We start from the raw sequence: 25,567 nt of genomic DNA on the forward strand, positions 1-25,567 counted from the left end.
GTTGAAAGAAGTGAACTTTCTTGACAGGGTAATGGATTTTGAACAACAGTTGGATTCTATGCAAAAACAATTCCGGGAACTCATTGGATTTGTTGCAAAGATGACTGAAGAAAACCACTCGCTTCGTCTGGAAAACCATCATCTGCGAACGCGACTTGATGAAATCGATAAGATTACACAAGAAATAGAAGAGGCCGCGCGTGATGAACGTCCAAAGAAGCTTGACGTGGGCGAAGGCGTAGACAATCTAGCTCGTTTGTACAATGAAGGTTTTCATGTGTGCAATGTGCACTACGGCAGCAGCCGTAAAGGCGAAGATTGTCTATTCTGCCTGTCATTCTTAAATAAACAGAACGGTTGAGAGGTCAATTCCTATTTTTAGGTATTGGCTTTTTCTTTTGATTGAAGGAGTGTAGATTGTGAACCTAGAAAATGATGAACGAATGGACTATTTATTGGCAGAGGACTTGCGCATCATTCAAAGCTCTTCTGTTTTTTCCTTTTCACTAGATGCAGTGCTGTTGGCACGTTTTGCCTATATGCCGATCCGAGGAGGAAAGATTGTTGATTTATGCACAGGTAACGGTGTAATCCCTTTGTTCATGAGTGCCCGGACGAAAGGCGAAATCATAGGTATTGAATTGCAAGAACGCCTAGCGGATATGGCGCATAGAAGTGTAGTGCTTAACGGTCTAGAACAACAGATCACGATTGAAAATGGAAACGTCATAAATATTGCAAAAAAAATTGGTTATGAGTTATATGATACGGTTACATGCAATCCTCCTTATTTCCCGGCAAATGAAAAAAGTGCTAGAAACAAAAGTGAGTATTACACGATCGCTAGGCATGAAGTAGAGCTAACACTAGATCAAGCAGTGAAATCTGCAAGTGAATTATTGAAACAAGGTGGGAAAGCAGCATTTGTTCACCGTCCCGGTAGACTTCTTGACATCATCACATCCATGAGGCAGTATCGTTTAGAACCAAAGCGTATTCGTTTCGTCTATCCGAAAGAAGGGAAAGAAGCAAATACACTATTAATCGAAGCAATTAAGGATGGAAAACCTGATCTTAAAATTCTACCTCCTTTATATGTCTACCGTGAAAATGGAGAATATACGGATGAAGTAAGGCGGCTATTGTATGGGGAAAATTGAGCACTTCTTCTATGTACTAGTATGCAATGACGGATCATATTACGCTGGATATACGAATGATTTAGAACGCCGCTTACGTATACATAATGAAGGAAAAGGCGCAAAGTATACGAGAGGGCGTCTACCTGTAAAGTATATTTATCAAGAATTATTTGAAACTCAACGGCAAGCGATGCAAGCAGAGTATCAGTTTAAGCAATTAACCCGAAAACAAAAAGAACAATATATAAAAAAGGAGCGGTCCACATGATTACGTCACAAAAGAGTGCTGAAGCAACAGAGTTCGGGAAGTTGTTCATCGTAGGCACACCAATCGGCAACCTCGAAGATATGACATTCCGTGCAGTTCGGATCTTACAGGAAGCAGATTATATTGCGGCGGAGGATACGCGTAATACGATTAAATTATGTAATCATTTTGAGATTACTACACAAATGATCAGTTATCACGAACATAATACACGTGTGGCAGGAGAAAAAATAATAGAACTCCTTCAAGATGGGAATAACATTGCTATTGTCAGTGACGCAGGGATGCCATGTATTTCAGACCCCGGCGCAGATCTTGTGGAATTAGCGATTGAACAGGGATTCGCTGTCGTTCCCGTTCCGGGACCGAACGCAGCTATTACAGCATTAGTAGCTTCAGGTATTACAGCGCAACCGTTTTTGTTTTTTGGATTTCTATCGCGTCAAAAAAAGGAATTAAAAACACAGCTTGAGAAGTTACAGCACTATGAGGAAACAATAATATTTTACGAGGCTCCACATCGCTTAAAACAGACATTGCGCGGTTTAGTAGAACAATTTGGAGATAAACGAAAAATCGTGATGGCCCGTGAATTAACGAAGCGATTTGAAGAGTTCTTAAGAGGAACGATTGCAGAAGCAATAGAGTGGGCAGAATCCAATGAAATCAGAGGGGAGTTCTGTTTGATTGTGGAAGGTAATCAGAACGTGCAACACGAAGCCGCAATTGCTTGGTGGACAGACCTATCCATTAAGGAACATGTAGAACGTATAATAGAAGAAAAGGAAATTCGTTCGAAAGATGCGATCAAAGAAGTGGCAGATGTCCGTGAGTTGAGTAAACGAGATGTTTATCAAGCCTATCATGTAGGGTAAGAAAAAATCCTGAACGTGTCCACGTTCAGGATTTTTACAAATTAATTGATTTTATTTTGAATTTCATCCATCAATTGCTTTGCACCTTCAGGACTCAAAATTAACTTACCATCGATCAAACGAAGATTATCATCCGACACTTCTCCTGTAATCGAACATGTCATATTAGGCATGTACTTTTTTAAGATGATTTTGTCGTCATCCACGTATATTTCTAACGCATCTTTTTGCTCAATACCGAGCGTACGACGAAGTTCAATCGGGATCACAACACGACCTAGCTCATCAACTTTTCTCACAATTCCAGTAGACTTCATGGAAAAAATTCCTCCTACACTCCAGATTTAACATTCGTCAAAATTCGACAGGATTCTCTTGCCTGTTAAATATCATACCAACTCTTCCAATAACCGTCAATCATCATAACTCAAATAAACACTATTAATATTTATTAATTATTTGATAGGTAAAAAATGAGAGATGCTGAAGGTATGGGGATCGTAGCCAATGAGCAAGCTGAAAGAAGTTATAAAAATATAAGGTTCGGAGGAGAACATGGCACTTTCGTGCAACATCCTATAAAATGAAAATATACATTAATTATTTGGAGGAATTACGCGTGGAGAATCAATCAAAAACATTTTATATCACAACACCTATTTATTATCCAAGTGGGAAATTTCATATAGGAACGGCATACACGACAATTGCATCGGATGCAATGGCGCGATATAAGCGTTTACGTGGCTACGATGTCAGATTTCTAACTGGAATGGACGAGCATGGCCAGAAGATTCAAGAAAAGGCAGAAGAAGAAGGTCTGTCACCAATTAAATACGTCGATGGCATTGCAGATATTGCGAAAGATTTGTGGAAACTGATGGATATTTCTTATGATGACTTAATCCGTACGACGGAAGATCGTCACAAGACAATCGTTGAAAAGATATTTAAGAAGTTTCTTGATAATGGAGATATTTATAAAGGAAAGTATGAAGGATGGAAATGCGTTCCATGTGAATCATATTTCACCGAATCGCAACTAGTAGATGGAAACTGTCCAGACTGTGGTCGTCCAGTTCACCGAGTAGAAGAAGAGTCATACTTCTTTAATATGAAAAAGTATGCAGATCGTCTGCTTGCGTATTATGAAGAGAATCCTACATTCATTGAGCCGGAATCACGCAAAAATGAAATGATCAATAACTTTATTAAACCAGGTCTTGAAGATTTATCTGTTTCCCGTATGTCATTTGACTGGGGAATTAAAGTGCCTGGAGATCCAAAACATGTTATTTACGTCTGGGTCGATGCATTGACGAACTACATTACAGCACTTGGTTATATGTCCGATGACGAGTCTTTATTCGATAAGTACTGGCCTGCGGATGTTCATGTGGTAGGTAAGGATATCGTTCGTTTCCATACGATTTATTGGCCAATCTTCCTGATGGCACTTGACTTGCCATTGCCGAAGAAAGTATTCGCACATGGTTTCATCATGATGAAAGATGGCAAGATGTCGAAATCTAAAGGCAATGTAGTTTATCCAGAAATGCTTGTTGAACGCTATGGCCTTGATGCTACACGTTATTTCTTGCTTCGTGAATTACCATTTGGTCAAGACGGTGTATTTTCACCGGAAGCATTTGTCGAGCGTATTAACTATGACTTAGCGAATGACTTAGGAAACTTATTGAACCGAACCATCTCAATGATCAATAAATACTTCGATGGCGAGGTTCTGACTGAAGGTCTTGTACCAACTGAATTTGATGCACCATTACGCGATATGATTCAGCATACAGTGAAGAAATATGAGGTTTCTATGGAAAAGATGCAATTTAGCGTCGTACTTTCTGATGTATGGGCATTAATTTCCCGTACAAATAAATATATTGATGAAACGTCTCCGTGGATATTGGCGAAGTCAGAAGAAGATCGCATGAAATTGGCTTCAGTTATGTATCACTTAGCGCTATCCCTTCATCATACAGCGGTTCTCTTACAGCCATTCATGACAAACGCACCGAAACAGATGATCGAACAACTAGGTCTGTCCGAAGATTCATTAGGATGGAATACTTTAGATGAGGGCTATGCAATCGAAGCGGGCACAACAGTCATCAAGAAAGGCGTTCCTATCTTCCCGCGTCTGGAGACAGAAGTAGAAGTTGAGTACATTCGCCAGCAAATGGCCATTACTGCACCTGCTGAAATGGAAGAGAAACTGGAAGAAGAAACAAATGAAATCACGTTTGAAGAATTCATGAACGTAGACATGCGTGTAGCGACTGTCACGGCGTGTGAAAAAATACCAAAAGCCGACAAGCTGTTAAAGTTACAAGTAGACTTAGGCTATGAGCAGCGTCAAGTAGTATCTGGCATTGCACAATATTACAATGCTGAGGATGTAGTAGGCATGAAAGTCATTGTCGTTGCGAATTTGAAGCCGGTTAAACTACGTGGTGAATTATCACAAGGCATGATTTTGGCAGGCGAAAAAGATGGCGTGCTAAAACTTGCGACAGTTGATCCAGCATTAGAGAATGGCGCACAAGTAAAATAATTGATCACGTAATAAAGCTGTCATTAGAGGTCGGAATCCACGACTTCTGGTGGCAGTTTTTTGCGTTTAGGTATCAATTAGGTCATTGGAGAGTAGAATGCGGAGTTATGTTGTTGCGCATGAGTGATTATGCCTGTCCTGTAATGGTTTGGAGACTTGGCAAGTAGGAGACAGTTGTCGGATGAATCCTCAGAATAGTTATTTTACAAGGATACTGGTTCTGCCGGGAGACTTATGCGATGTGTCTAGTTGAAGAAATGGAAGAAGTGTTTACCTTTTCAATCGCACTTTCTTGGTCTAGAAAAAAACAATTTCACTTAACCTAGAAAGCGATATACCCACTTTGCTTGATTTTATGTCGTAAATGTTACAACAAACTTATAAATGTCGAAATTCTTCCATATACCCCCTAATACTTTTGCACGTCTAGTAGTAAAGCGTTTCGAAAACAGTAGACGGAATAAACAAACTATTTGTTACACAACTGTAATACAAATGAGATGAAAGACACAATCAAAGACAATAGAATAGAAAACAGTGTTAGGAGAGATACTATGTTTATTGATACACATGTTCATTTAAATGCAGATCAATACGAAGAAGACGTGGAAGAAGTCATTCAACGTGCAATTGATGCAAACGTAGAAAAAATGGTCGTAGTTGGGTTTGATACAAAGACTATCAACAAGGCCATGGAATTAGTAGAACAATACCCATTCATCTATGGTGTTATTGGTTGGCATCCTGTTGATGCAGTAGATTGCACAGAAAGTGATCTACAATGGATCAAAGAGTTGTCGGCCCATCCGAAAGTCGTCGGCATTGGAGAAACCGGTCTCGATTACTACTGGGATAAATCACCGAAAGATATACAGCAAGAGTTGTTTCGTAAACAGATCCAACTAGCAAAAGAAGTAGATTTGCCAATCATCATTCACAATCGCGATGCGACAGGAGACGTAGTTCGGATTTTGCAAGAAGAAAATGCGGCAGAGGTCGGTGGGATTATGCATTGTTACAGCGGTAGTGTTGAAACAGCTGCACAATGTATAGAAATGAACTTTCTTATTTCGCTAGGCGGACCTGTAACGTTTAAGAATGCTAGAATGCCAAAAGAAGTAGCAACAAAGATACCACTAGACAAGTTGCTGATCGAAACGGATGCACCGTATTTGGCACCACATCCTTATAGAGGGAAGCGCAATGAACCTTCCTATGTCACATTAGTGGCGGAGGAAATCGCGCGGTTGAAAGAAGTGTCGGTTGAAGAAGTAGCAAAACAAACGACTGCGAATGCATTACAACTGTTTAAGATTCAGTGAACGACTTACGGCAATTATTTATTTAATAAATCTGGAATGCCTCAAGTTAAGAATGATTAGTAGTTTAGAAGTTTGACAGTGTAAAACAAACGCTTTATACTCAGCCGTGTAATGAAAGGGGAATTTTTTAACATGTCTCAGAAGAATACAAAGGTTATGCGCATTGCGCTTTTATTTATGGCGATAGCATTATTCGTAACCACAACGTCACTCGTACTGATTGACGGAAAAAAGAAGAATATCTCAATGGATCTTAATGGCAAGCAAATAGAATTACGTACAGCAGCGGCTACAGTCGGAGAAGTACTAGCAGCAAATGATGTAAACGTACAAAAGCATGATCTAGTAGAACCAACAGTGAACACACCCATTGAAAATGATACAGAGATCAAATGGCAAAAAGCAAACAAAGTAGTAATAGACGTAGATGGCAAAACTCAAGAACTTTGGACAACAGAAGCTACAGTGAATGATGTACTTAAAACAGCAAAAATTGAAGTCTCTACACATGACGAAATTGAACCCGCTCTAGAGACGAAGATTACGGAAAATCAACCAATTACGATTGCTAAAGCATTCCCTGTGATTGTTAAAGACGGCGGTAAAGAGCATACTGTATGGTCAACACAAACAACCGTCAGAAAGTTTTTGACAGATCAAAAAATCCGTCTTTCAAACTTGGATAAAGTAGAAGGCGACACAAATGCAAAATTGACGGCATCTAATGCAGTGGTTAACATTGCACGTGTTGAAAAGATCACAGATGTAATTGAAGAAACAGCGGACTTCAAAACAAAAAGAAAAACAGATATGACTATGCTCAAAGGTAAAGAGAAAGTTGTCACGAATGGTAAAAAGGGTAAACTACAAAAGAAATTCCAAATTACGAAAAAGAATGGAAAAGTAGTTTCTCGTGAATTGATTGGTAAGACAATGGTAGAAGAACCTACACATAAAGTAGTTCACGTAGGAGCTAAAGCGCCGAAAGTAGAAGTTGCAACTGCAACGCCGGCTATAGTAAAAGCATCTGCCAATACAACAGCAAAATCTTCAAGTACACCAGCACGGGCGCAAGTTGCAGTATCACGTGGTAACGATGGTGAACCAAGCGGCGGTAAAGAATTCTACGCCAATGCAAGTGCGTATACGGCTTATTGTAATGGATGTTCGGGTATTACAGCGACAGGTATTAACTTGCGTGCGAACCCGAATATGAAATTAATCGCAGTCGATCCACGAGTGATTCCATTAGGATCTAAAGTGTGGGTGGAAGGCTATGGTTATGCCATCGCTGGAGATACAGGTGGCGCTATCAAAGGAAACCGTATCGATTTACACATGCCTACCAAAGAAGCAGCTTACTCATTTGGTCGTCGTCAAGTGAAAATTAAAGTTATTAACTAATAGCAATGTACCGATAAGAAGAGAAAAACTCTCTCTCTTGTCGGTTTTTTCTGTTTCCTACCGGTATGGATGTACAGAATTGAAAAAACACAGTAAAATGGGAAGAATGATATCGTAAGAAAAGAGGAATAGTGTGAATATAGAAGAAGTAGTCGTGGTGGAAGGGAAATCCGACACTATTGCTGTCAAACGAGCGACAGGAGCAGATACGATTGAAACAAACGGTTCAGCGATTTCAGATAAGACGATCCAGCGCATACGCCATGCACAGCAGACGCGTGGAGTCATTGTATTTACTGACCCCGACTTTCCGGGCCGACGTATTCGGGCAATTATCGAAGAACAGATTCCCGATGTGAAGCATGCATTTTTACCAAAGAAAGAAACTATAGCAAGAAATGGACGGGGAGTAGGAATTGAACATGCGAACGATGAAGCGATTCGTCAAGCGTTGGCTTCTGTTTATACGGTGAGTGAGCATACAATAGAAGAGATCCCGATGGCAGTATTATTGGAAGCTAAATTAATCGGTCACACCGACTCAAGAAAGCGAAGAGAATGTCTGTCGGAGTTATTAAATATTGGGCAGGTAAACGGCAAAGGATTGAAGAAACGACTGGAGATGTTCCGAATTTCTATCGTAAAGCTGAATGAAGCGATACAAGTTCTTGATGAGGAGGAAATGAAAACAGATGTATAAAGATATAGCAACGCCAGTGAGAACGAAAGAAATTTTACAGAAACACGGGTTTTCCTTCAAGAAGAGTTTAGGCCAGAACTTCTTAGTAGATTCGAACGTATTGCATAATATCGTTTCTCACGCAGCGATCACGAAAGACACAGGTGTCATTGAAGTGGGACCGGGAATCGGTGCATTAACTGAACATCTCGCACGACAAGCAGGGAAAGTTGTGGCATTTGAAATAGACGGTCGACTGTTACCTGTACTCGAAGATACGATGTCTCCTTATTCGAATGTCACTGTGATTCACCAAGATGTACTAAAAGCGGATATTCATCAAGTGATTGAAGAGCAATTTGCAGACTATGAGGATATCGTGGTTGTCGCCAATTTACCGTATTATATAACAACACCAATCATCATGAAGTTCCTGATGGAAAAAGCCCGCGTAAGTCAGCTTGTCATCATGATGCAAAAAGAAGTAGCAGATCGAATCACAGCAGTACCAAGTACAAAGGCATATGGGTCATTGTCAATCGCTGTTCAGTACTATATGGATGCAGAAATATCTATGATTGTGCCTAAGACGGTGTTTATTCCTCAACCGAATGTAGAATCTGCCGTACTTAGTCTGACGCGCAGAGAAGTGGCACACGCTCCTGTAGTGGATGAAGACTTCTTATTCACTGTGACACAAGGTTCGTTCTTGCATCGTCGTAAGACGCTGTGGAACAATCTCCAGTCCTCACTTCCTGAAGGTAAGGAAAAAAAGGAATTGATTCAGCAAGCGTTTGAACAATCTGGAATAGATCCAGTCAGAAGAGGGGAAACATTATCGATACCGGAATTCATCAAACTGGCCAATGCACTATACCCTTACTTTGGCAAGACAAAACTGGAATAAAATTAATGACAATTTCATACGAAAAAATAGTGAATTTCATCATAAAGTGATTGACAAAGACATATACAAACTGTTAAAATAAAAATTTTGTTGACAAACGCTTGGGAAAATGTTATGCTTGTATTTAGTGAGGTGTAAGTAACATGCCAAAAACATTAGCAGACATTAAAAAGTCACTGGACGCTCATTTAGGGAAACGTCTCCACTTGAAAGCAAATGGTGGTCGTAAGAAGACGATCGAACATGCTGGAGTCTTGCGCGATACGTATCGTGCCGTTTTCGTAGTAGAGTTGGACCAGGATGACAATGCGTTTGAAAGAGTTTCTTACAGCTATGCTGATATTTTAACCGAAGCGGTTGAAATAACAGTCCTTGATGGTTCGGACCAAACGGCCTTTATCATCAAATAATTTATCATGCTATTTTAATTTATTTCCTAGTGAATCCGCCCAGAACGTTCAGGCGGATTTTTTATTACGTTAACTAATTGGAGTGTAATTTTCTCTGTTTGGCGCACACTATAGATGTCAGCCGAAAAGGAGGAAACTAAAATGGCGAGAAAAGGCGTCATGTCAGATCAATTGAAAATTGAAATCGCGAAAGAGCTTGGCTTTTATGATGTAGTACAGAAAGAAGGCTGGGGCGGTATCCGCTCTCGTGATGCAGGGAACATGGTAAAACATGCAATTGAAATGGCAAGTAGACAAGCGGAGGAAAGAAAATAATCCAACCGATGTCCGTAGAATCCAAAACAGGCTGACAAATGGAACTGCAAAGGAGAAATTACTTTGCAGTTCTTTTTTACGATAAAATTGTGGACTATCTACCAGTCATTATAACTGGTAGATAGCCCTGCAATCATATGGAATTATTTACGTTTCCACTGTTTACTATCACTCGGAACATTCGCGCGGGTCCACCATTTCGCTTCATATAGATTGCCGTCATAGATTACTTGATCGCCAGCAACGTATACATTCGCAGTGCGCCATTGCGGTACGCCGGTAGTGGCGGATTTTACTAGTTTCCATACTGCCGAATCTCCTGGAAGATCACCACGAGTCCACCATTTTGCTTCATATAAACTATTTTCATACAATACTTGATTTCCTACTAAATAAACAAGTTTCTTTTCCCAGTTCTTCACATTGGCATTAATAATCTTAATGAATTTCCAAACATCTTTCTTTTCTGGAGTGTCACCGCTCGTCCACCACTGTGCTTCGTATACGATACCCTCGTGAACCACTTGCTCACCAACTGTGTAAACGTTTTTCATCCTCCAGTCACGTAAGTTTGAGTTAGCAGGTTCTACTAGCTTCCATACAGCCGAATCACCGGGAAGGTCTCCGCGGGTCCACCATTTCGCTTCATATAAAGAACCTTCAAATCGTGCTTGATTTCCTTCAACATAAACCATGCCTTTATCCCATTTGCCCACTTGTTGGATTGGCTTCTCTATAGTAGATTTTTCTGGCTTCGTTTCAGGTACTGGTTTGCTAGGTAGAATAGGAGACATCTCCAAAGTCTTGTCCAACTCGGTTGGTAATGCTTGCTTTCCACCGAAATCTACGTCAATGACGTTATAGAATGCATTCTGTGTATCGCCTATATTCCATACAGCGAGGATCACGTGATAACCCGTACGTTCAGGTAAGTTGCAAGTATGCGTTACTTCTGAAGGGGGTTTCTGTTTCTTGCCATCTACTGCACAAAACTTCTGAAAATCTGCACGTTTTAACGGTTGGTTCGTATCCCATCCTGTACGTGTTATGTAATATTCCCATGAACTTGTAACATGTGGTGCTGTGAATTTCCATTTGAATTGATAGTCACCACTTTTCAATGCGACTTTGTGCCAACGAAGGCGGGTTTGTGTATCTAACTCAAAGAAAATATTTGCGCTGGCAATTTTACCATCGGCTGGTCCGCCAATTGGAAAGTTCCCGGACGCTTCTAGGCTCTGTGGCTCATAGATGATTCTCCCGCAGTTCCTATTATCGCCTTGCTTGCATAGTAGTGCTCGATTTTCTGGCTGGCTTACATAGCCGTGTGCAGAGACTTGATTTGTAAATGGAAAAGTGAATACTATTACAAAAAGTACACCGAATAGTATAGGCACGATAGTTATATGGGGCATTCGTAACTTCATTTCTTTCTTCCTCCTTGTAGTTTGGAATAACTAGGTTCAATATAGATTCATCATAGAAGCATTTCTTTTAAGAATCAATGTTTGAAAAACAGCACTAGTATAGGAGACTTGTTTAGTAATTAACGTAAATGTGACGTGAAAGAAATTTTTAACAGTAAAAATGGATAATAGTCAACACTATATACCTACGACTAGGAGTCTATATATATAGAAATTTCATTTACAATTTGAGTGAAAATAGGATATTATGCTCGACTACTTTTTTAGCGTTGTGTTGCACAACACATTATAGAAGGTTAATTCTGACTACTAAATTTTTATGTGATAGCAGTGTACTGTTGAAGTCTTTAGATAATAGAACTGCGTCAATGTATATAGACAAATTATGATTTTGCACTTAGCGAATTTGGTACATTTGTGTAGTAAAACAACGTCTTTTAACGTATTCAACTTTTCATTTAATGAACGTGATATAGTCATTACATCTTATGGCGAAAAGGAGATCAACACGTATGAAGAAAGTTTTTGCAGTAATTCTACTACTTATTTTAACGTTTTCAGTAGCTCCTAAAACACAGGCTTCCACTAAAGTATTTACGGATGTACCGAAAAATCATCCGAATTATACTGCAATTATGTATTTGTTAGAAAACAAAGTGATTGAACCTAGCGCGCGCTTTGGATTGAATGACAAAGTGTCACGTGAAGAAGTAGCGGTCATGGTGGCTAAAGCTACGGGCCTTGACGGGAAGAAAACGAAGACGAAGTTTAAAGATGTTCCTTCTAGCAGATATTCCTCTGGCTATATCAATTCCGCGGTGAATACGGGAATTATTAATGGATATCCAGACGGTACTTTCAAACCTACGCAAAAGGTAACGCGTGGACATATGGCTGCTTTCATTGCGAATGCGTTCAAACTGACGAAAGAAAAAGACATACGATTTAAAGACGTACCAAAGGGTTCTACTGCTTATAATGCGGTGCGTAAACTGGCTTTTGAAAATATCACCTCAGGCTATCCAGACGGTACATTTAAACCAAATGAAACACTAACCCGTTCTCATATTGCCGCTTTCGTAGCAAGAGCCATGGACCCCGCGTTCCGACCTGCACCGCCAGTCATGGTGACAAGAGGAATTCACTTCGGAATGGACCCGGCTCAAGTGATGAATGTTGAATCGAGGTCACCGGCAATATTGCTTTCTAATTTACGTGAGGGGAATAAACGATTATTGATCTATCGAACTACAAAGTATAATTACTATACAGATTTGATTTACTACTTCGAAAACAACAAGTTGCAGTTTATAACCTATGACTTTATGGGAGGCGAGGATCACTATCATACTTCGGATGAAATGTTTGCGATGTACAATGAATTAAACGAGCACGCGCAACGTGAATTTGGAGTGGACCATTATTCTGAAACTGACTATGAAACCACGTTTAATTCAGGATGGGAAAAGACCGGCTATGTCGTGATATTGACGGTGAACGATGATAATGTAAGTACAGCGGCGAATTTAGTGTACTTACCGAATTCGATGATAAAGTAACAATCAAATTAGTAGAGTTGCAGAGTGAACTAGCTTTGCAACTTTTTTTTATTACTAAGAGTGATAGTAGAAACTTCATTTTTCTATGATGTACGATATGATAGAGTGAATATTCATTATACGTACTAGGATTCACGGGGCCATTGCAGGAGGAGAAAGTGTGAAGATAGGAAATATATGTCGTGCACTATTCGTTGGTGTCTTTGTCGGTGTCATCAGCTTTATCAAGAAGTTGGTTTTTCCAGCTTTGAATTCGTTTTTATCGATTGCACTTATGGTAGCAGCTGCTTTAATCGGTTATTGGTTGGGAAATAAAGTATTGATGAGACGTGAGGAAAAGAGAAACAGTAAAACTACTACATAATCTTTCGAGGGGGTAGTAAAGATGTGGAATAAAAATGATGTAACAAAAAAGCTTGGAATTACATACCCAATCATTCAAGCAGGAATGGCTGGCGGTACGACCACACCTGAGTTAATAGCCGCTGTATCCAATGCAGGTGGCCTGGGTACGCTTGGGGCAGGCTATATGAAGGCGGAAGATATGAGAGAAGCGATAAAGAAGATAAAGGCATTAACGGATCAGCCTTTTGGAGTCAATTTGTTTATTCCTGAGGCGTCAGAGGTATCCGCAGATAAGATTAAAAAGGCCAATGAATTATTACGACCTTATCGTGAAGAGTTACACGTAGCCGAGCCTGAGGTAAAGCAAGCATCTAGCGCGAACTTTGATAAACAAGTGGAAGTCATAATTGAGGAGAAGATAGCGGTTTGTAGTTTCACATTCGGCGTGCCATCTAAAGAGAATATCCAAAGATTAAAAGAAGAGAACATCGTCGTTATGGGGACTGCCACAACTGTGAAAGAAGCTATGATCAATGAGAAGTATGGGGTTGATCTGGTCGTGATGCAAGGAAGCGAGGCGGGCGGGCATCGTGGTACATTTTCAGGAAGCTTCGGTGATTCCATGATCGGAACGATGTCGCTTGTTCCTCAAGCAGTGGACCATGTGCAGATTCCAGTTATTGCTGCAGGAGGAATTATGGACGGAAGAGGTGTCTTAGCAGCTCTCACACTAGGAGCGCAAGCGGTTCAAATGGGGACCGCTTTTGTGACGGCCATCGAAAGTGGTGCAAAAATACAACATATTGATGCCATTCTCCAAAGTACAGAAGACCAAACCGTCGTCACGTCAGTATTTAGCGGTAAACCAGCAAGAGGTATTCAAAATGCCTTTATCCATGACTTAAAACCTTACGAAGAAGAACTACCGGATTATCCTATAATGAATACATTGACGGCAGGGATTCGTAGTGAAGCCGCCAAGCAAAATCGTCCCGAATGGATTCATCTTTGGAGCGGACAGTCACCTCGCTTAAGTGCGAGACGAAATGCCGCGGATTTGCTGTCGCACATCGTTTTTCAAGTAGAAACTATCCTAAGTAACAGATGATTGGAGAGTAACGATGACTACACATAAAATGTATACAATGAGTTTTGCCAAAGTGTACCCGCTCTATATTAACAAAGCGGAGAAAAAAGGGCGCACGAAACTGGAGGTCGATGAAATCATTCGTTGGTTGACAGGGTACAACCAGGAAGAGCTGGAAGTACAGTTGGAAAAACAGACAGACTTCAAAACGTTTTTTGCGGAGGCTCCTAAATTGAATTCTTCACGGACGCTAATCACAGGTGTTATATGTGGGACTAGAGTGGAAGAAATGGAAGAATCAACGATGAAAGAAATACGTTATTTGGATAAACTGATTGATGAGTTGGCAAAGGGAAAAGCGATGGATAAAATCTTGCGCAAATAACGAATGAAATGTTAGGCATGCAAAAGTAACTGTAGGAATCATCTACTACAGAACTGTGGTACGGAATTTCACGTGACAAAGAGACCTGCAAAGCTTTTGCAGGTCTTTTTTATTTAATCCTCTTATGTTCTATCCATTCTGTGGTAATATATGAGCAAGAACAATGCAGTGGGGAGGGAGCTTTTATCATGATTTACGAAAAGGCGCCTGCGAAAATCAACTTAACATTAGATGTGTTAAGTAAACGGCCGGATGGCTATCATGATGTCGAGATGATTATGACAACGGTTGATTTGGCTGATCGTATCTGGCTATGTCCTACGACGGATCATGCCATTACGATTAAGTCATCTCATCGATTTGTGCCAAATGATCGCAAAAACTTGGCGTACCAAGCAGCAGATTTATTACGCAAACGCTATCGCTTGGATTACGGAGTTGAAATTACTCTGGATAAAAACATTCCGATTGCAGCGGGGCTGGCTGGCGGTAGTTCAGATGCAGCCGCGACACTTCGTGGATTAAACCGTCTATGGGAACTAGGCTTAACTTTAGACGAGTTAGCAACCCTCGGTGCGGAAATTGGATCAGATGTATCATTTTGCGTGTACGGCGGCACTGCAATTGCGAGAGGGCGAGGAGAAGACATTACACATCTACCTGCTCCACCTAACTGCTGGGTCGTGCTGGCGAAACCAACAATCGGTGTATCGACCGGAAATATCTACGGTCAGTTGAACTTATCTTCTATCGTACATCCGCAAACGGACCGTATGATGGAAGCGTTGCAAGAGAATGATTATGACAAGATGTGCGCATCACTAGGGAATGTATTGGAGCCTGTAACGATGGGTATTCATGAGGAAGTTGTCACACTCAAGGAACAAATGGAGCGTTTTGGTGCGGATGCTGTTTTAATGAGCGGTAGCGGTCCAACGGTATTTGGACTAGTGAAACATGAATCGCGTGTACCGAAAATTGTCAATGCGTTGAAAGGGTTTTGTCAGGACGTACATGCCGTGCGTATGCTTGGGGAACCTATTGTAGTTGATTAATGCCGGACGATTATGATAACCTACTTATAAAACATTCGGGTTTAGGAGTCGGTATTATATGAAATGGAAAAGAAGTGAAAGGCTTGTCGATATGACACGTCATTTGCTGGAGAATCCGCACACACTCATTTCTTTGACGTTTTTTTCGAACCGGTATTCAGCGGCCAAGTCCTCAATTAGTGAAGATCTTGGTATTTTGAAAGAGACATTTGAAGAGAGTAGCACGGGTCGCTTAGTGACGATTTCAGGTGCTGCTGGCGGTATTAAATATATTCCGTTAGCCGGCCGTGAGGAGATAGAGGAAGTTATTCATTCATTAATGAATGAACTAAGGAAATCGGATCGATTACTTCCTGGCGGTTATTTGTATATGACTGACTTATTGGGGAATCCCCGGTTTCTTGATCGAATCGGTAAGGTAATTGCGACAGCTTTCTTTGATAGAGAAATCGATGCAATCATGACAGTTGCAACAAAAGGTATTCCGATTGCTCATGCGATAGCACGTCATTTAAACGTGCCTGTCATCGTGGTTAGACGGGACAGCAAAGTGACGGAAGGTCCTACCGTCAGCATTAATTACGTATCTGGTTCTGCTCGCCGGATCCAGACAATGGTGCTGTCAAAGAGAAGTATGCAGAGCGGTCAAAAAGTATTGTTAACAGATGATTTTATGAAAGTGGGCGGCACCATGCAAGGCATGAAAAGCTTACTTGAAGAATTCAACTGCGAACTTGGTGGTGTGGCAGTCTTAGTAGAAGCCGAACATCTTGAGGAAGTACTAGTAGATGATTATCTTTCATTAGTGAAACTACATGCAGTTGATGAAAAGCGCCGTAAGATTGAGTTGGAAGAAGGGAATTATTTCACGAGAGGCGGGAATGAATTATGAAATATGTAAAAACAGAAAATGCACCACAAGCGATTGGACCTTATTCACAAGCTGTAAAAGTGAACGGGGTAGTGTACACGTCAGGACAGATTCCTCTGACGCTTGCCGGTGAAGTAGTTAGTGGCGGAATAGAGGCACAGACAAACCAAGTTCTTCAAAACTTGGGCAAAGTACTTGAGGAAGCGGGTTCAAGTTTACAACAAGTCATTAAAACCACAGTATTTATTCAAGATATGAATGAATTTGGAGCACTAAATGCCATTTATGAAGAACACTTCGGAGAGCATAAACCGGCACGCTCGACAGTGGAAGTGGCCCGTCTTCCTAAAGATGTACGAGTAGAAATCGAAGCGATTGCAATTTGTAAGTAATTGAATGTGTTGCCCGCCCTGACAGAATCTAGATGAGGGCGGTTTTTTCTCGTTAGTAGAAAAAGAATAGGTAGAAAGTAGCTAAATGTGTAAATGAGTACACAAATTTTAAAAATTCACAAAAGATTCTATTTTCATTCGAGGTGAAAACTAGTATTATAGAATCAGCACCAGTATTATGGTTAAAAAAGTAATCATACCAACTAACCTAGAATACGTTTAGTGTGAAAATGACAACAAGGGAGTGGGGAAAATGGAAATCACAGATGTGAGATTACGCAAGGTAGACACTGAAGGTAGGATGAGAGCAATTGCTTCCATTACGCTTAACGATCAATTTGTCATCCATGATATCCGAGTCATCGAGGGGAATGACGGATTATTTGTGGCAATGCCGAGCAAACGCACACCGGATGGGGAGTTCCGCGATGTGGCGCATCCGATTAATTCAGATGCACGAACAAAAGTACAGGAGTCCATCCTGGCAGCTTATCATCAAGTAGACGAACAGCAAGGGGAATTGCAAGAGGCTGTTCTATAATTTTATATCGTTTGAGAAAGCGTTTCCATACTTCATATTCATAAAAAGGCCATCTATTCGATGGCCTTTTTATCGTCTTGAAATTTAAGTGGAGAAGCTGGCAGCGGGATAGGGTGAGACAACTAAAGGAACGTAGTGACTAGTAGGCTCACCACTCCTAATCACTTGCATTTGAACGCATCATCTATATTTACCTACCACTCTTATTCCTATACCAATATATTCGCAAAAAGATTAACAATCATAAAATAAAGTTATGTAATTGTCAAGGGGATATGCTTGAAAAAAACAGTCATTTCCGATATAGTCAATTATGAATTTATCAAACAAGGATGGAGGCTGACAGATGACAAATACATATGCGATCGTCCTAGCAGCGGGACAGGGCACGCGAATGAAGTCGGATCTTTATAAAGTGCTTCATCCAGTCTGTGGCAAACCGATGGTAGAGCACGTGATCGACCACATTCGCGATCTTCACTCAGATCGGATTGTCACGATCGTCGGTCATGGTGCCGAGATGGTAGAGCAGACGCTGGGCAACAAAAGCGAATATGCGCTACAGACACAACAGTTGGGCACAGCACATGCCGTGCAACAAGCTGAGAGGGTACTTGCGGATCTTGAAGGTACTACGCTCGTCGTCTGTGGTGATACACCGTTAATCAGTACTGAGACAATGGCAGCACTTCTTGCACACCACCATGAAACGGAAGCGAAGGCGACCATACTTACTGCAATAGCAGATGATCCAACTGGCTATGGCCGCATCATTCGTGCGGAGAACGGTGACGTAATGCGAAACGTCGAACATAAAGACACGAATGACGAAGAGCGTCTCGTTAAGGAAATTAATACAGGCACATACTGCTTCGACAATCGCGTGTTATTCGACACACTGAAAAAAGTGAATAACGAAAATGCGCAAGGCGAATATTATCTTCCGGATGTATTGGGGATTTTAAAATCAGAGGGACAGCGAATTTCAGCTTATACGACGCCGAATTTCCATGAAACGCTGGGTGTCAATGATCGTGTAGCGCTGGCACAAGCAGAAAAAAATATGCGTCAATTGATTGCGGAGAAGCATATGCGCAATGGCGTTACAATTATTAGCCCTGATCAGACAGTGATTAGTGCGGAAGCTGAAATTGGACGTGATACTGTCATCCAACCTGGTGTACTCATTGAGGGCGCTACAAAAATCGGGTCACAATGTGTCATTGGTCCGAACAGTCATATCCAAAACAGTACAGTGGGCGACAACACGACGATTCACTCATCAGTCGTTCGTGATAGTAAAGTTGGAAATCAGACTGCTGTCGGTCCATTTGCGCACTTACGACCCGAAACACAGCTTGGTGATCATGTGAAAGTAGGCAACTTTGTTGAGGTGAAAAAATCTCAGCTTGGTGACGATAGTAAAGTTTCCCACCTCAGTTATATAGGGGATACAGAAATAGGTAAGAATGTTAATGTTGGCTGTGGTACGATTACAGTGAATTACGATGGGAAAAACAAGCACAAAACAGAGATAGAAGACAATGCATTTATTGGCTGCAATGCCAATTTGGTCGCACCGGTCACGATAGGAAAGAATGCGATTGTGGCAGCGGGATCCACAGTTACGAAAAATGTTCCAGAAAATTCACTTGCAATTGCACGTGTTCGGCAAGAGAATAAAGAAGGATACGTAAAAAACTAATCTTACCCAACCAACAGGAGGGCCATCATGGCAAATCAATATCCAAACGACAAACTGAAAATCTTTTCTTTAACTGCGAACGAACCACTTGCAAAAGAAGTAGCAGATCAAGTCGGGCTTCCGCTCGGCAAGCTCTCAGTCAAGCGTTTTAGTGACGGGGAAATTCAAATCAATATCGACGAAAGCATCCGTGGCTGTGAAGTATTTGTTATTCAATCAACTTCTAATCCGGTCAACGATAACTTAATGGAGCTTCTAATTATGTTGGATGCCTTAATGCGTGCATCTGCGCGTACGATTAACGTGGTCATGCCATATTACGGGTATGCACGTCAAGACCGTAAAGCGAGTTCACGTGAACCTATAACGGCTAAATTAGTGGCAAACTTACTAGAAAAGGCAGGCGCTGATCGTGTAATCGCAGTAGACTTGCATGCACCACAAATTCAAGGTTTCTTCGATATTCCAATCGATCACTTGATTGCAGAACCCATCCTAACGGAATACTTCCAGGATCAAGGATTAGCAAGCGATGATCTTGTTATCGTTTCACCTGACCATGGCGGAGTAACGCGTGCGCGTAAAATGGCAGATCGTATGAAAGCGCCAATTGCAATAATCGATAAGCGTCGTCCGCGTCCGAATGTAGCGGAAGTGATGAATATTGTTGGCAATGTAGAAGGAAAAACGGCTATTTTAATTGATGATATTATCGATACAGCCGGAACTATAACAATTGCTGCGAGCGCTCTAATTGAAAGTGGAGCAAAAGAAGTGTATGCTTGTTGTTCACACCCTGTTTTATCCGGACCAGCGATTGAGCGTATTAATAATTCTCAAATCAAGCAATTAGTGATTACGAATTCTATTAAATTGCCGGAAAGTAAACAATCTCCAAAAATCAAACAACTATCGATTGCGCCATTGTTGGCATCTGCTATCATTCGTGTGTTTGAGAACAAGTCTGTAAGTACATTATTTGAGTGATAATAAGTTAACTGATATCTTCTGATATTGAATATCCAAAGATGTATAAAAAACTTTTTGATGGGATAGGTGACTATACAAATGAGCACAATTAAGTCGAACTTAAGAGAAACTGACAAGAAGACAGTAAGCGAATTAAGAAAAAGCGGATGGATTCCTTCAGTAGTATACGGTTATAAAACAGAAAGCACGCCAATCGCAGTAAAAGAGCGTGATCTTCTAGATACACTTCGTGAAACAGGAAGAAACGGCGTAATCAAATTGACTGTTGACGGCAACGATGTAAACGTCGTATTAAACGATTATCAATCTGACGTTTTGACTGGTTTCCTTACACATGCTGACTTCTTGGCGATCAATATGACAGAAGAGCTTGAAGTAGACGTAGCGATCAACCTTGTTGGGAACGCGCCAGGTGAAAAAGCAGGCGGAACAATTCAACAACCAGTATGGGAAGTTACAATTCGCGTAAAGCCATCTGACATTCCTGATCATATCGACGTAGATGTTTCAGAACTTGAAATTGGTGAAACAATTCTTGTTAGCGATATCCGCGACAAAGTGAAGTTTGAAATCTTGACTGAGGACGAAGTAGGGTTAGTAACTATTTCTGCTCCACGTACTGAAGAAGAAATGGAAGCATTAGATGAAGCAACTGAAAGCACTGAAGCTGAGCCGGAAGTAATCGGTGAAGATAAAGAAGAGAAATAAGTTACAAAATGGGCGCACGAGTTTGAACCGTGCGCTCCTTTTCTATGTATATATATCGTTTAGAAAAGGAAGAGAAGAACATGAAATTACTAATTGGTCTCGGAAACCCCGGGAAAAACTACGAAAACACGCGTCATAATATTGGTTTTCAAGTCATTGATGAATTGGCTAAGCGGTGGCAAGCCCCAGCATTCCAGCAAAAATTCAATGGTCAATTTACGACGGTCCATACGGCTGAAGGTAAAATAATATTATTAAAACCTATGACCTATATGAACTTATCCGGTGAATGTGTCCGTCCCTTAGCGGATTACTTTGAAGTGGACGATGAAGAAATAGTCGTATTATACGATGACTTGGACTTACCTGCAGGGAAAATCCGACTTCGTCAAAAAGGAAGTGCGGGCGGTCATAATGGTATGAAGTCACTCATTGCACATCTAGGTACTTCTGAATTCAATCGCATTCGTATGGGTGTCGATCGTCCTGCAGGCGGTATGAAGGTCGCTGATTATGTATTATCTCCTTTTAGCAAGGACGAGCAACCGTTGATTGAAGATGCGATACAAAAGAGTGCAGACGCCTGTGAAGAATGGACAATAAAAAAGATGCCATTTCTTGAAGTGATGAATAAATTTAACGGAAAAGCATAATATATCAATTCTTTGCCTATACTTTGAAAAAGGAAGGTGAAGAGAATATGATCCGTTATTCTTGCAATCACTGTCATACGGAGATCGGCTCCATTCCATTCGAATCGGCAAAAGATACGTTGAGTCAAATAAACGGTGCTGATAAAAATACGTTTTTGTCCGTAGATCCGGATGGTGGCCTGCATATACGATGTATTTGTGAACACTGTGAGCAATCATTGCAGGCGTTCCCGGATTATTACACCTTAAAAAAATGGTTACAATAAGTAACAGATGCTTTGGCGCTAATAGCCAAAGCTTTTTGTGCATAAAGCATCCTGTTCAATAGATAGATACACTTAGTCAATAGATAAGGAGGAGTAGTTGAGTGGGAGTAATAGAACAGCTTTTTCTAGAAGAGAAAGAGATTCAAGGCTTGCTGAACGACTTGGAAGATGGGCTGGATCGGCAGTTGATCACAGGCCTTGCAGGAGGATCCAAAGCGATCTTCTTTAAATTGATTCAGCAGTCACTGACACGCCCTGTCCTAATTGTTTCACCAAATATGCTTCAAGCACAGCGAACGTATGAAGATCTAAGCAAATTGGTCAATGACGAACATCTTCACTTATATACAGCAGAAGAACTTGTTGCCGCTGACTTTTCATTCGCGAGTTATGAATTACGTGCTGGCAGGATTGATACATTGGATCACATGGCGCGTGTAGGTAGTGGTATTTATATCACACCTGTTGCAGGTTTGCGCAAGTTGTTGCCGTCAAAGGAACGGTGGTTGACACACTACGTAACCGCTTCAACGGATGAAGAGATCGATATAGGTGTCTGGCTAGAGAACTTAGTATCTATGGGCTATATACGAAAAGACCTGGTGAGTGCACCGGGTGAATTTGCGTTACGCGGTGGAATAATGGATATTTATCCGCTCACAATGGCAGAACCTGTTCGTATTGAGTTATTCGATACGACAATTGATTCCATTCGTACATTTTCAGCGGAAGATCAGCGTTCAACAGGAAAATTGGAATCTATTACGTTATTGCCAGCGACCGAATTCATCTGGACGCCTGAAGAATTACAGCAAGTTTCACGAAAAGTGGAACAAGCGCTTGGCGAGAGCTTGACCAAAATCAAAAGTGAAGAATTACAGCAGCAATTATTGATGACAATCATGCAAGATATCGGCATGATGAAAGATGGGATAGTGCCAGACACAATAAAGAAATATGCCTCATTTTCTTCTGAAGCTAATGCCATGTTAACGGACTACTTCCCCGCTAATGGTGTCATAATATTTGACGAATTGGGGCGAATACAAGAGTCTGTAGCTACATTGGAGTCGGAGGAGCAAGAATACCAGCTAGCGATGCTCGAAGATGGAAAAATGTTGCATGACGCGAAACTGGCATGGAAATACGAGCAAGTACTTGAAAATATTAATCAGTAGCAACTCTACTTGTCTCTGTTTACACGCTCAGTACCTGGCTTCACTATCAAGAAGTCTATTTCGATTTCTTGTAAGCCGATGCAACAGTTTCATAGTCAGATGCCTCTATTGAAAAGTGAGATAGAGCGTTGGCAACAAGGGAACTATAATGTCTTTCTCTTGGCTTCTTCAACCGATAGAATGAAGGCAATCCAAGAGATTTTACGAGAATATGATATAGAAGCGGCGATTAATGGCAAGCCGAACAAAGATGGTGTGTTGTCCATTATAGAAGGGGATTTATCGGTAGGTTTTGAATTGCCGTTCCAGAAACTCGCTGTCATTACAGACGCGGAATTGTTTACTGGCAAGCCGAAACGCAAAGCGCGCCCCCCTAAACTAACGAATGCCGAACGGATCAAAAGTTATTCAGAGATCAAGCCAGGCGACCATATCGTCCATGTTCATCACGGTATTGGGAAATACTATGGTGTCGTTACATTGGATGTTAAAGGCATCCAGAAAGACTACCTAGATATTCGTTATCGCGGTGAAGATAAACTCTTCGTGCCTGCTGACCAGATTGATTTAATTCAAAAGTATGTCGCTACAGGGGAGAAAGAGCCAAAGCTACATAAACTTGGCGGTACAGATTGGGTAAAAACAAAACGTAAAGTAACGGCGGCCATTCAGGATATTGCGGATGACTTGATCAAACTATATGCCAGACGAGAAGCGGAAAAAGGCTTTGCTTTCGGTGAAGACGATGATTTACAGCGTTCATTCGAAAATGCTTTTCCTTACGAAGAGACACAGGACCAGTTACAATCCATTGAGGAAATTAAGAAAGATATGGAACGTATCCGGCCTATGGATCGATTATTATGCGGTGACGTAGGATACGGAAAAACGGAAGTTGCGATTCGGGCGGCGTTTAAAGCAGTAACGAACGGTAAACAAGTAGCGTTCTTAGTGCCGACTACGATACTTGCACAGCAACATTTCGAAACAATGAAAGAGCGTTTCGCAGATTATCCTGTGACAGTTTCATTACTCAATCGTTTCCGTTCTAAGAAAGAGCAGGACGAAACGATTAAAGGGTTGAAAGCGGGAACTGTTGACATTGTCATTGGTACGCATCGCTTATTGTCTAAAGACGTAGTCTATCAGGATCTTGGGCTTCTCGTTGTTGATGAAGAGCAACGTTTTGGAGTAACGCATAAAGAAAAATTGAAGCAGTTGAAAAATAACGTAGACGTACTGACGTTGACTGCAACTCCAATACCAAGGACTTTGCATATGTCGATGGTCGGAGTGCGCGATTTATCCGTAATTGAAACACCGCCAGCCAATCGTTTCCCTGTCCAAACATATGTCATGGAGCATAACGGTGGACTCGTTCGTGAAGCAATTGAGCGCGAGATGGGACGCGGTGGACAGGTTTTCTATCTATATAATCGTGTAGAAGATATGGATCGTAAAGTTCAGGAAATTCGTGACTTGGTACCAGAAGCACGTATCGCCTCTGCACATGGCCGGATGGGTGAGGCGGCCCTCGAAGCGGTAATATTAAGTTTTCTCGAAGGGGAATTTGATGTGCTTGTTACAACGACCATTATTGAAACTGGAATCGATATTCCAAACGTCAATACGTTAATTGTCCATGATGCAGATCGCATGGGACTATCACAGCTTTATCAATTACGTGGTCGGGTCGGTCGTTCCAATCGCGTAGCATACAGTTATATGCTCTATCAGCGCGATAAAGTGCTAACGGAAGTTGCAGAAAATCGCTTACAGGCAATCAAAGAGTTCACTGAGCTTGGCTCTGGTTTTAAGATTGCTATGCGTGATCTATCCATTCGGGGAGCAGGGAATTTACTTGGTTCACAGCAACATGGATTCATTGACTCTGTTGGTTTCGATCTGTATTCGCAGTTACTACAAGAAGCGATTGAAGAAAGACAGACGGGTGTCGTAAAAGAAGACAAGGTGGATGTCGAAATCTCCTTGCCTATCAATGCTTATCTCCCTGAATCATACATTCAAGACGGTTATCAAAAAATCCAAATGTATAAACGTGTAAAAGCAATTACTGGCGATGAGGATTATCTAGAGCTTGTTGACGAGATGATCGACCGTTTCGGTGATATGCCATTCGAAGCCGATTTATTGCTCCGTGTTGGACGTATGAAAGCGTGGGGTCGTGATGCTGGCGTAATATCCATTAAAAATGTACAGGGAATAGTGGAAATTCGATTGTCAGCAGAAGGAACAGATCGTGCTGACGGTGCGAAACTGATGGAACGTTCATTGAAGTTTGGCCATGCGGTCGGATTGACAATCGACAACGGACAAATTACCGTAACCGTGAATGAAAAAAAGTCCAAGCAGTTTACGGAATTCGATATGGTAGAAGATATGGTACACACAATGCAGGAAACAGCAAAGGAAGTAGAATCTACGGATGCCTTGTAACACCTTGATTGCATAAAATGACCAATGTTGATGCATACTATTCTCAGAAATACATTT

26 protein-coding genes and 1 pseudogene are annotated in these 25,567 nt (G+C 41.2%); 25 read left to right on the forward strand and 2 right to left on the reverse strand.

Going from position 1 to position 25,567, the window contains the following annotated elements:
* Position 1: 1 nt before the first annotated feature.
* The 4 genes from yabA to rsmI are packed head-to-tail and all read left to right on the forward strand — an operon-like array spanning position 2 to position 2,285.
* A complete protein-coding gene (gene yabA, locus CSV77_RS12875; protein ID WP_099632507.1) occupies positions 2-361 on the forward strand; it encodes a DNA replication initiation control protein YabA in 360 nt (119 codons plus the stop codon).
* Between the two features lie 55 nt (positions 362-416).
* Positions 417-1,160 carry a tRNA1(Val) (adenine(37)-N6)-methyltransferase gene (locus CSV77_RS12880; RefSeq protein WP_199173206.1) on the forward strand — a complete coding sequence of 248 codons (744 nt, stop codon included), beginning with the start codon at positions 417-419 and terminating at the stop codon, positions 1,158-1,160.
* Complete coding sequence (locus CSV77_RS12885; RefSeq protein WP_099673724.1) at positions 1,147-1,410, forward strand: GIY-YIG nuclease family protein; 264 nt, start codon at positions 1,147-1,149, stop codon at positions 1,408-1,410. The genes CSV77_RS12880 and CSV77_RS12885 overlap by 14 nt, the downstream gene beginning before the upstream one ends.
* Entirely contained in the window at positions 1,410-2,285 is an 876-nt protein-coding gene (gene rsmI, locus CSV77_RS12890; RefSeq protein ID WP_099673751.1) for a 16S rRNA (cytidine(1402)-2'-O)-methyltransferase, read from the forward strand. The genes CSV77_RS12885 and rsmI overlap by 1 nt, the downstream gene beginning before the upstream one ends.
* 41 nt (positions 2,286-2,326) lie before the next feature.
* Here the strand turns inward: rsmI and CSV77_RS12895 are convergent, their stop codons facing one another.
* Positions 2,327-2,602, reverse strand: coding sequence for a transition state genes transcriptional regulator AbrB (locus CSV77_RS12895; RefSeq protein ID WP_029054857.1), 276 nt, complete (start codon positions 2,600-2,602; stop codon positions 2,327-2,329).
* A gap of 266 nt (positions 2,603-2,868) precedes the next feature.
* Here CSV77_RS12895 and metG point away from each other — a divergent pair, with 266 nt between their 5' ends.
* From metG to CSV77_RS12930, 7 genes are all read left to right on the forward strand, one after another.
* Positions 2,869-4,854 carry a methionine--tRNA ligase gene (gene metG / locus CSV77_RS12900; RefSeq protein WP_099673725.1) on the forward strand — a complete coding sequence of 662 codons (1,986 nt, stop codon included), beginning with the start codon at positions 2,869-2,871 and terminating at the stop codon, positions 4,852-4,854.
* Between the two features lie 554 nt (positions 4,855-5,408).
* The gene (locus CSV77_RS12905) at positions 5,409-6,176 is read left to right on the forward strand and encodes a TatD family hydrolase (protein ID WP_099673726.1); all 768 of its coding nucleotides are present in this window, start codon (positions 5,409-5,411) and stop codon (positions 6,174-6,176) included.
* Positions 6,177-6,308: 132 nt separating this feature from the next.
* Complete coding sequence (locus tag CSV77_RS12910; RefSeq protein WP_233212248.1) at positions 6,309-7,580, forward strand: G5 and 3D domain-containing protein; 1,272 nt, start codon at positions 6,309-6,311, stop codon at positions 7,578-7,580.
* A gap of 133 nt (positions 7,581-7,713) precedes the next feature.
* Positions 7,714-8,280: a ribonuclease M5 gene (gene rnmV / locus CSV77_RS12915; RefSeq protein ID WP_099673728.1), complete on the forward strand. Its 567-nt coding sequence runs from the start codon at positions 7,714-7,716 to the stop codon at positions 8,278-8,280.
* On the forward strand, positions 8,273-9,166 hold the full coding sequence (gene rsmA / locus CSV77_RS12920; protein ID WP_099673729.1) for a 16S rRNA (adenine(1518)-N(6)/adenine(1519)-N(6))-dimethyltransferase RsmA: 894 nt from the start codon (positions 8,273-8,275) through the stop codon (positions 9,164-9,166). The genes rnmV and rsmA overlap by 8 nt, the downstream gene beginning before the upstream one ends.
* 143 nt (positions 9,167-9,309) lie before the next feature.
* Positions 9,310-9,576, forward strand: coding sequence for a biofilm formation stimulator Veg (gene veg / locus CSV77_RS12925; protein WP_029054863.1), 267 nt, complete (start codon positions 9,310-9,312; stop codon positions 9,574-9,576).
* A 141-nt stretch (positions 9,577-9,717) separates the two neighbouring features.
* A complete protein-coding gene (locus tag CSV77_RS12930; RefSeq protein WP_099632514.1) occupies positions 9,718-9,891 on the forward strand; it encodes a small, acid-soluble spore protein, alpha/beta type in 174 nt (57 codons plus the stop codon).
* A 143-nt stretch (positions 9,892-10,034) separates the two neighbouring features.
* Here CSV77_RS12930 and CSV77_RS16800 read toward each other — a convergent pair whose 3' ends face one another.
* Positions 10,035-11,318, reverse strand: a complete 1,284-nt coding sequence (locus CSV77_RS16800; protein ID WP_144034678.1) for a lytic polysaccharide monooxygenase — start codon at positions 11,316-11,318, stop codon at positions 10,035-10,037.
* A 512-nt stretch (positions 11,319-11,830) separates the two neighbouring features.
* Here CSV77_RS16800 and CSV77_RS12950 point away from each other — a divergent pair.
* The 14 genes and pseudogenes from CSV77_RS12950 (at position 11,831) to mfd (ending at position 25,510) form a co-directional block, all read left to right on the forward strand.
* Positions 11,831-12,877: an S-layer homology domain-containing protein gene (locus CSV77_RS12950; protein WP_099673730.1), complete on the forward strand. Its 1,047-nt coding sequence runs from the start codon at positions 11,831-11,833 to the stop codon at positions 12,875-12,877.
* A gap of 160 nt (positions 12,878-13,037) precedes the next feature.
* On the forward strand, positions 13,038-13,241 hold the full coding sequence (locus tag CSV77_RS12955; protein WP_099673731.1) for a hypothetical protein: 204 nt from the start codon (positions 13,038-13,040) through the stop codon (positions 13,239-13,241).
* A gap of 21 nt (positions 13,242-13,262) precedes the next feature.
* Positions 13,263-14,330: an NAD(P)H-dependent flavin oxidoreductase gene (locus CSV77_RS12960; RefSeq protein ID WP_099673732.1), complete on the forward strand. Its 1,068-nt coding sequence runs from the start codon at positions 13,263-13,265 to the stop codon at positions 14,328-14,330.
* Positions 14,331-14,343: 13 nt separating this feature from the next.
* Positions 14,344-14,694: a DUF2200 domain-containing protein gene (locus tag CSV77_RS12965; protein ID WP_099673733.1), complete on the forward strand. Its 351-nt coding sequence runs from the start codon at positions 14,344-14,346 to the stop codon at positions 14,692-14,694.
* A 188-nt stretch (positions 14,695-14,882) separates the two neighbouring features.
* The gene (gene ispE / locus CSV77_RS12970; protein ID WP_099673734.1) at positions 14,883-15,749 is read left to right on the forward strand and encodes a 4-(cytidine 5'-diphospho)-2-C-methyl-D-erythritol kinase; all 867 of its coding nucleotides are present in this window, start codon (positions 14,883-14,885) and stop codon (positions 15,747-15,749) included.
* A 58-nt stretch (positions 15,750-15,807) separates the two neighbouring features.
* The gene (purR, locus tag CSV77_RS12975) at positions 15,808-16,641 is read left to right on the forward strand and encodes a pur operon repressor (RefSeq protein ID WP_099673735.1); all 834 of its coding nucleotides are present in this window, start codon (positions 15,808-15,810) and stop codon (positions 16,639-16,641) included.
* A complete protein-coding gene (locus CSV77_RS12980) occupies positions 16,638-17,012 on the forward strand; it encodes a RidA family protein (protein ID WP_099673736.1) in 375 nt (124 codons plus the stop codon). The genes purR and CSV77_RS12980 overlap by 4 nt, the downstream gene beginning before the upstream one ends.
* 253 nt (positions 17,013-17,265) lie before the next feature.
* Positions 17,266-17,553, forward strand: coding sequence for a septation regulator SpoVG (gene spoVG / locus CSV77_RS12985; RefSeq protein WP_099632522.1), 288 nt, complete (start codon positions 17,266-17,268; stop codon positions 17,551-17,553).
* A 346-nt stretch (positions 17,554-17,899) separates the two neighbouring features.
* Entirely contained in the window at positions 17,900-19,258 is a 1,359-nt protein-coding gene (gene glmU, locus CSV77_RS12990; RefSeq protein ID WP_099673737.1) for a bifunctional UDP-N-acetylglucosamine diphosphorylase/glucosamine-1-phosphate N-acetyltransferase GlmU, read from the forward strand.
* A 27-nt stretch (positions 19,259-19,285) separates the two neighbouring features.
* Positions 19,286-20,245 (forward strand): ribose-phosphate diphosphokinase, encoded by a 960-nt coding sequence (locus CSV77_RS12995; protein ID WP_099673738.1) that lies wholly within the window; start codon positions 19,286-19,288, stop codon positions 20,243-20,245.
* An 81-nt stretch (positions 20,246-20,326) separates the two neighbouring features.
* Entirely contained in the window at positions 20,327-20,956 is a 630-nt protein-coding gene (locus tag CSV77_RS13000; protein ID WP_099632525.1) for a 50S ribosomal protein L25/general stress protein Ctc, read from the forward strand.
* An 80-nt stretch (positions 20,957-21,036) separates the two neighbouring features.
* Positions 21,037-21,609, forward strand: a complete 573-nt coding sequence (pth, locus tag CSV77_RS13005) for an aminoacyl-tRNA hydrolase (RefSeq protein ID WP_099673739.1) — start codon at positions 21,037-21,039, stop codon at positions 21,607-21,609.
* A gap of 47 nt (positions 21,610-21,656) precedes the next feature.
* Positions 21,657-21,875, forward strand: a complete 219-nt coding sequence (locus tag CSV77_RS13010) for an anti-sigma-F factor Fin (RefSeq protein ID WP_099632527.1) — start codon at positions 21,657-21,659, stop codon at positions 21,873-21,875.
* Between the two features lie 101 nt (positions 21,876-21,976).
* Positions 21,977-25,510 (forward strand): annotated as a pseudogene (gene mfd / locus CSV77_RS13015) (transcription-repair coupling factor).
* Positions 25,511-25,567: the final 57 nt, after the last annotated feature.

This window comes from Sporosarcina sp. P16b (genome assembly GCF_002743065.1).
Taxonomy (GTDB): Bacteria; Bacillota; Bacilli; order Bacillales_A; family Planococcaceae; genus Sporosarcina.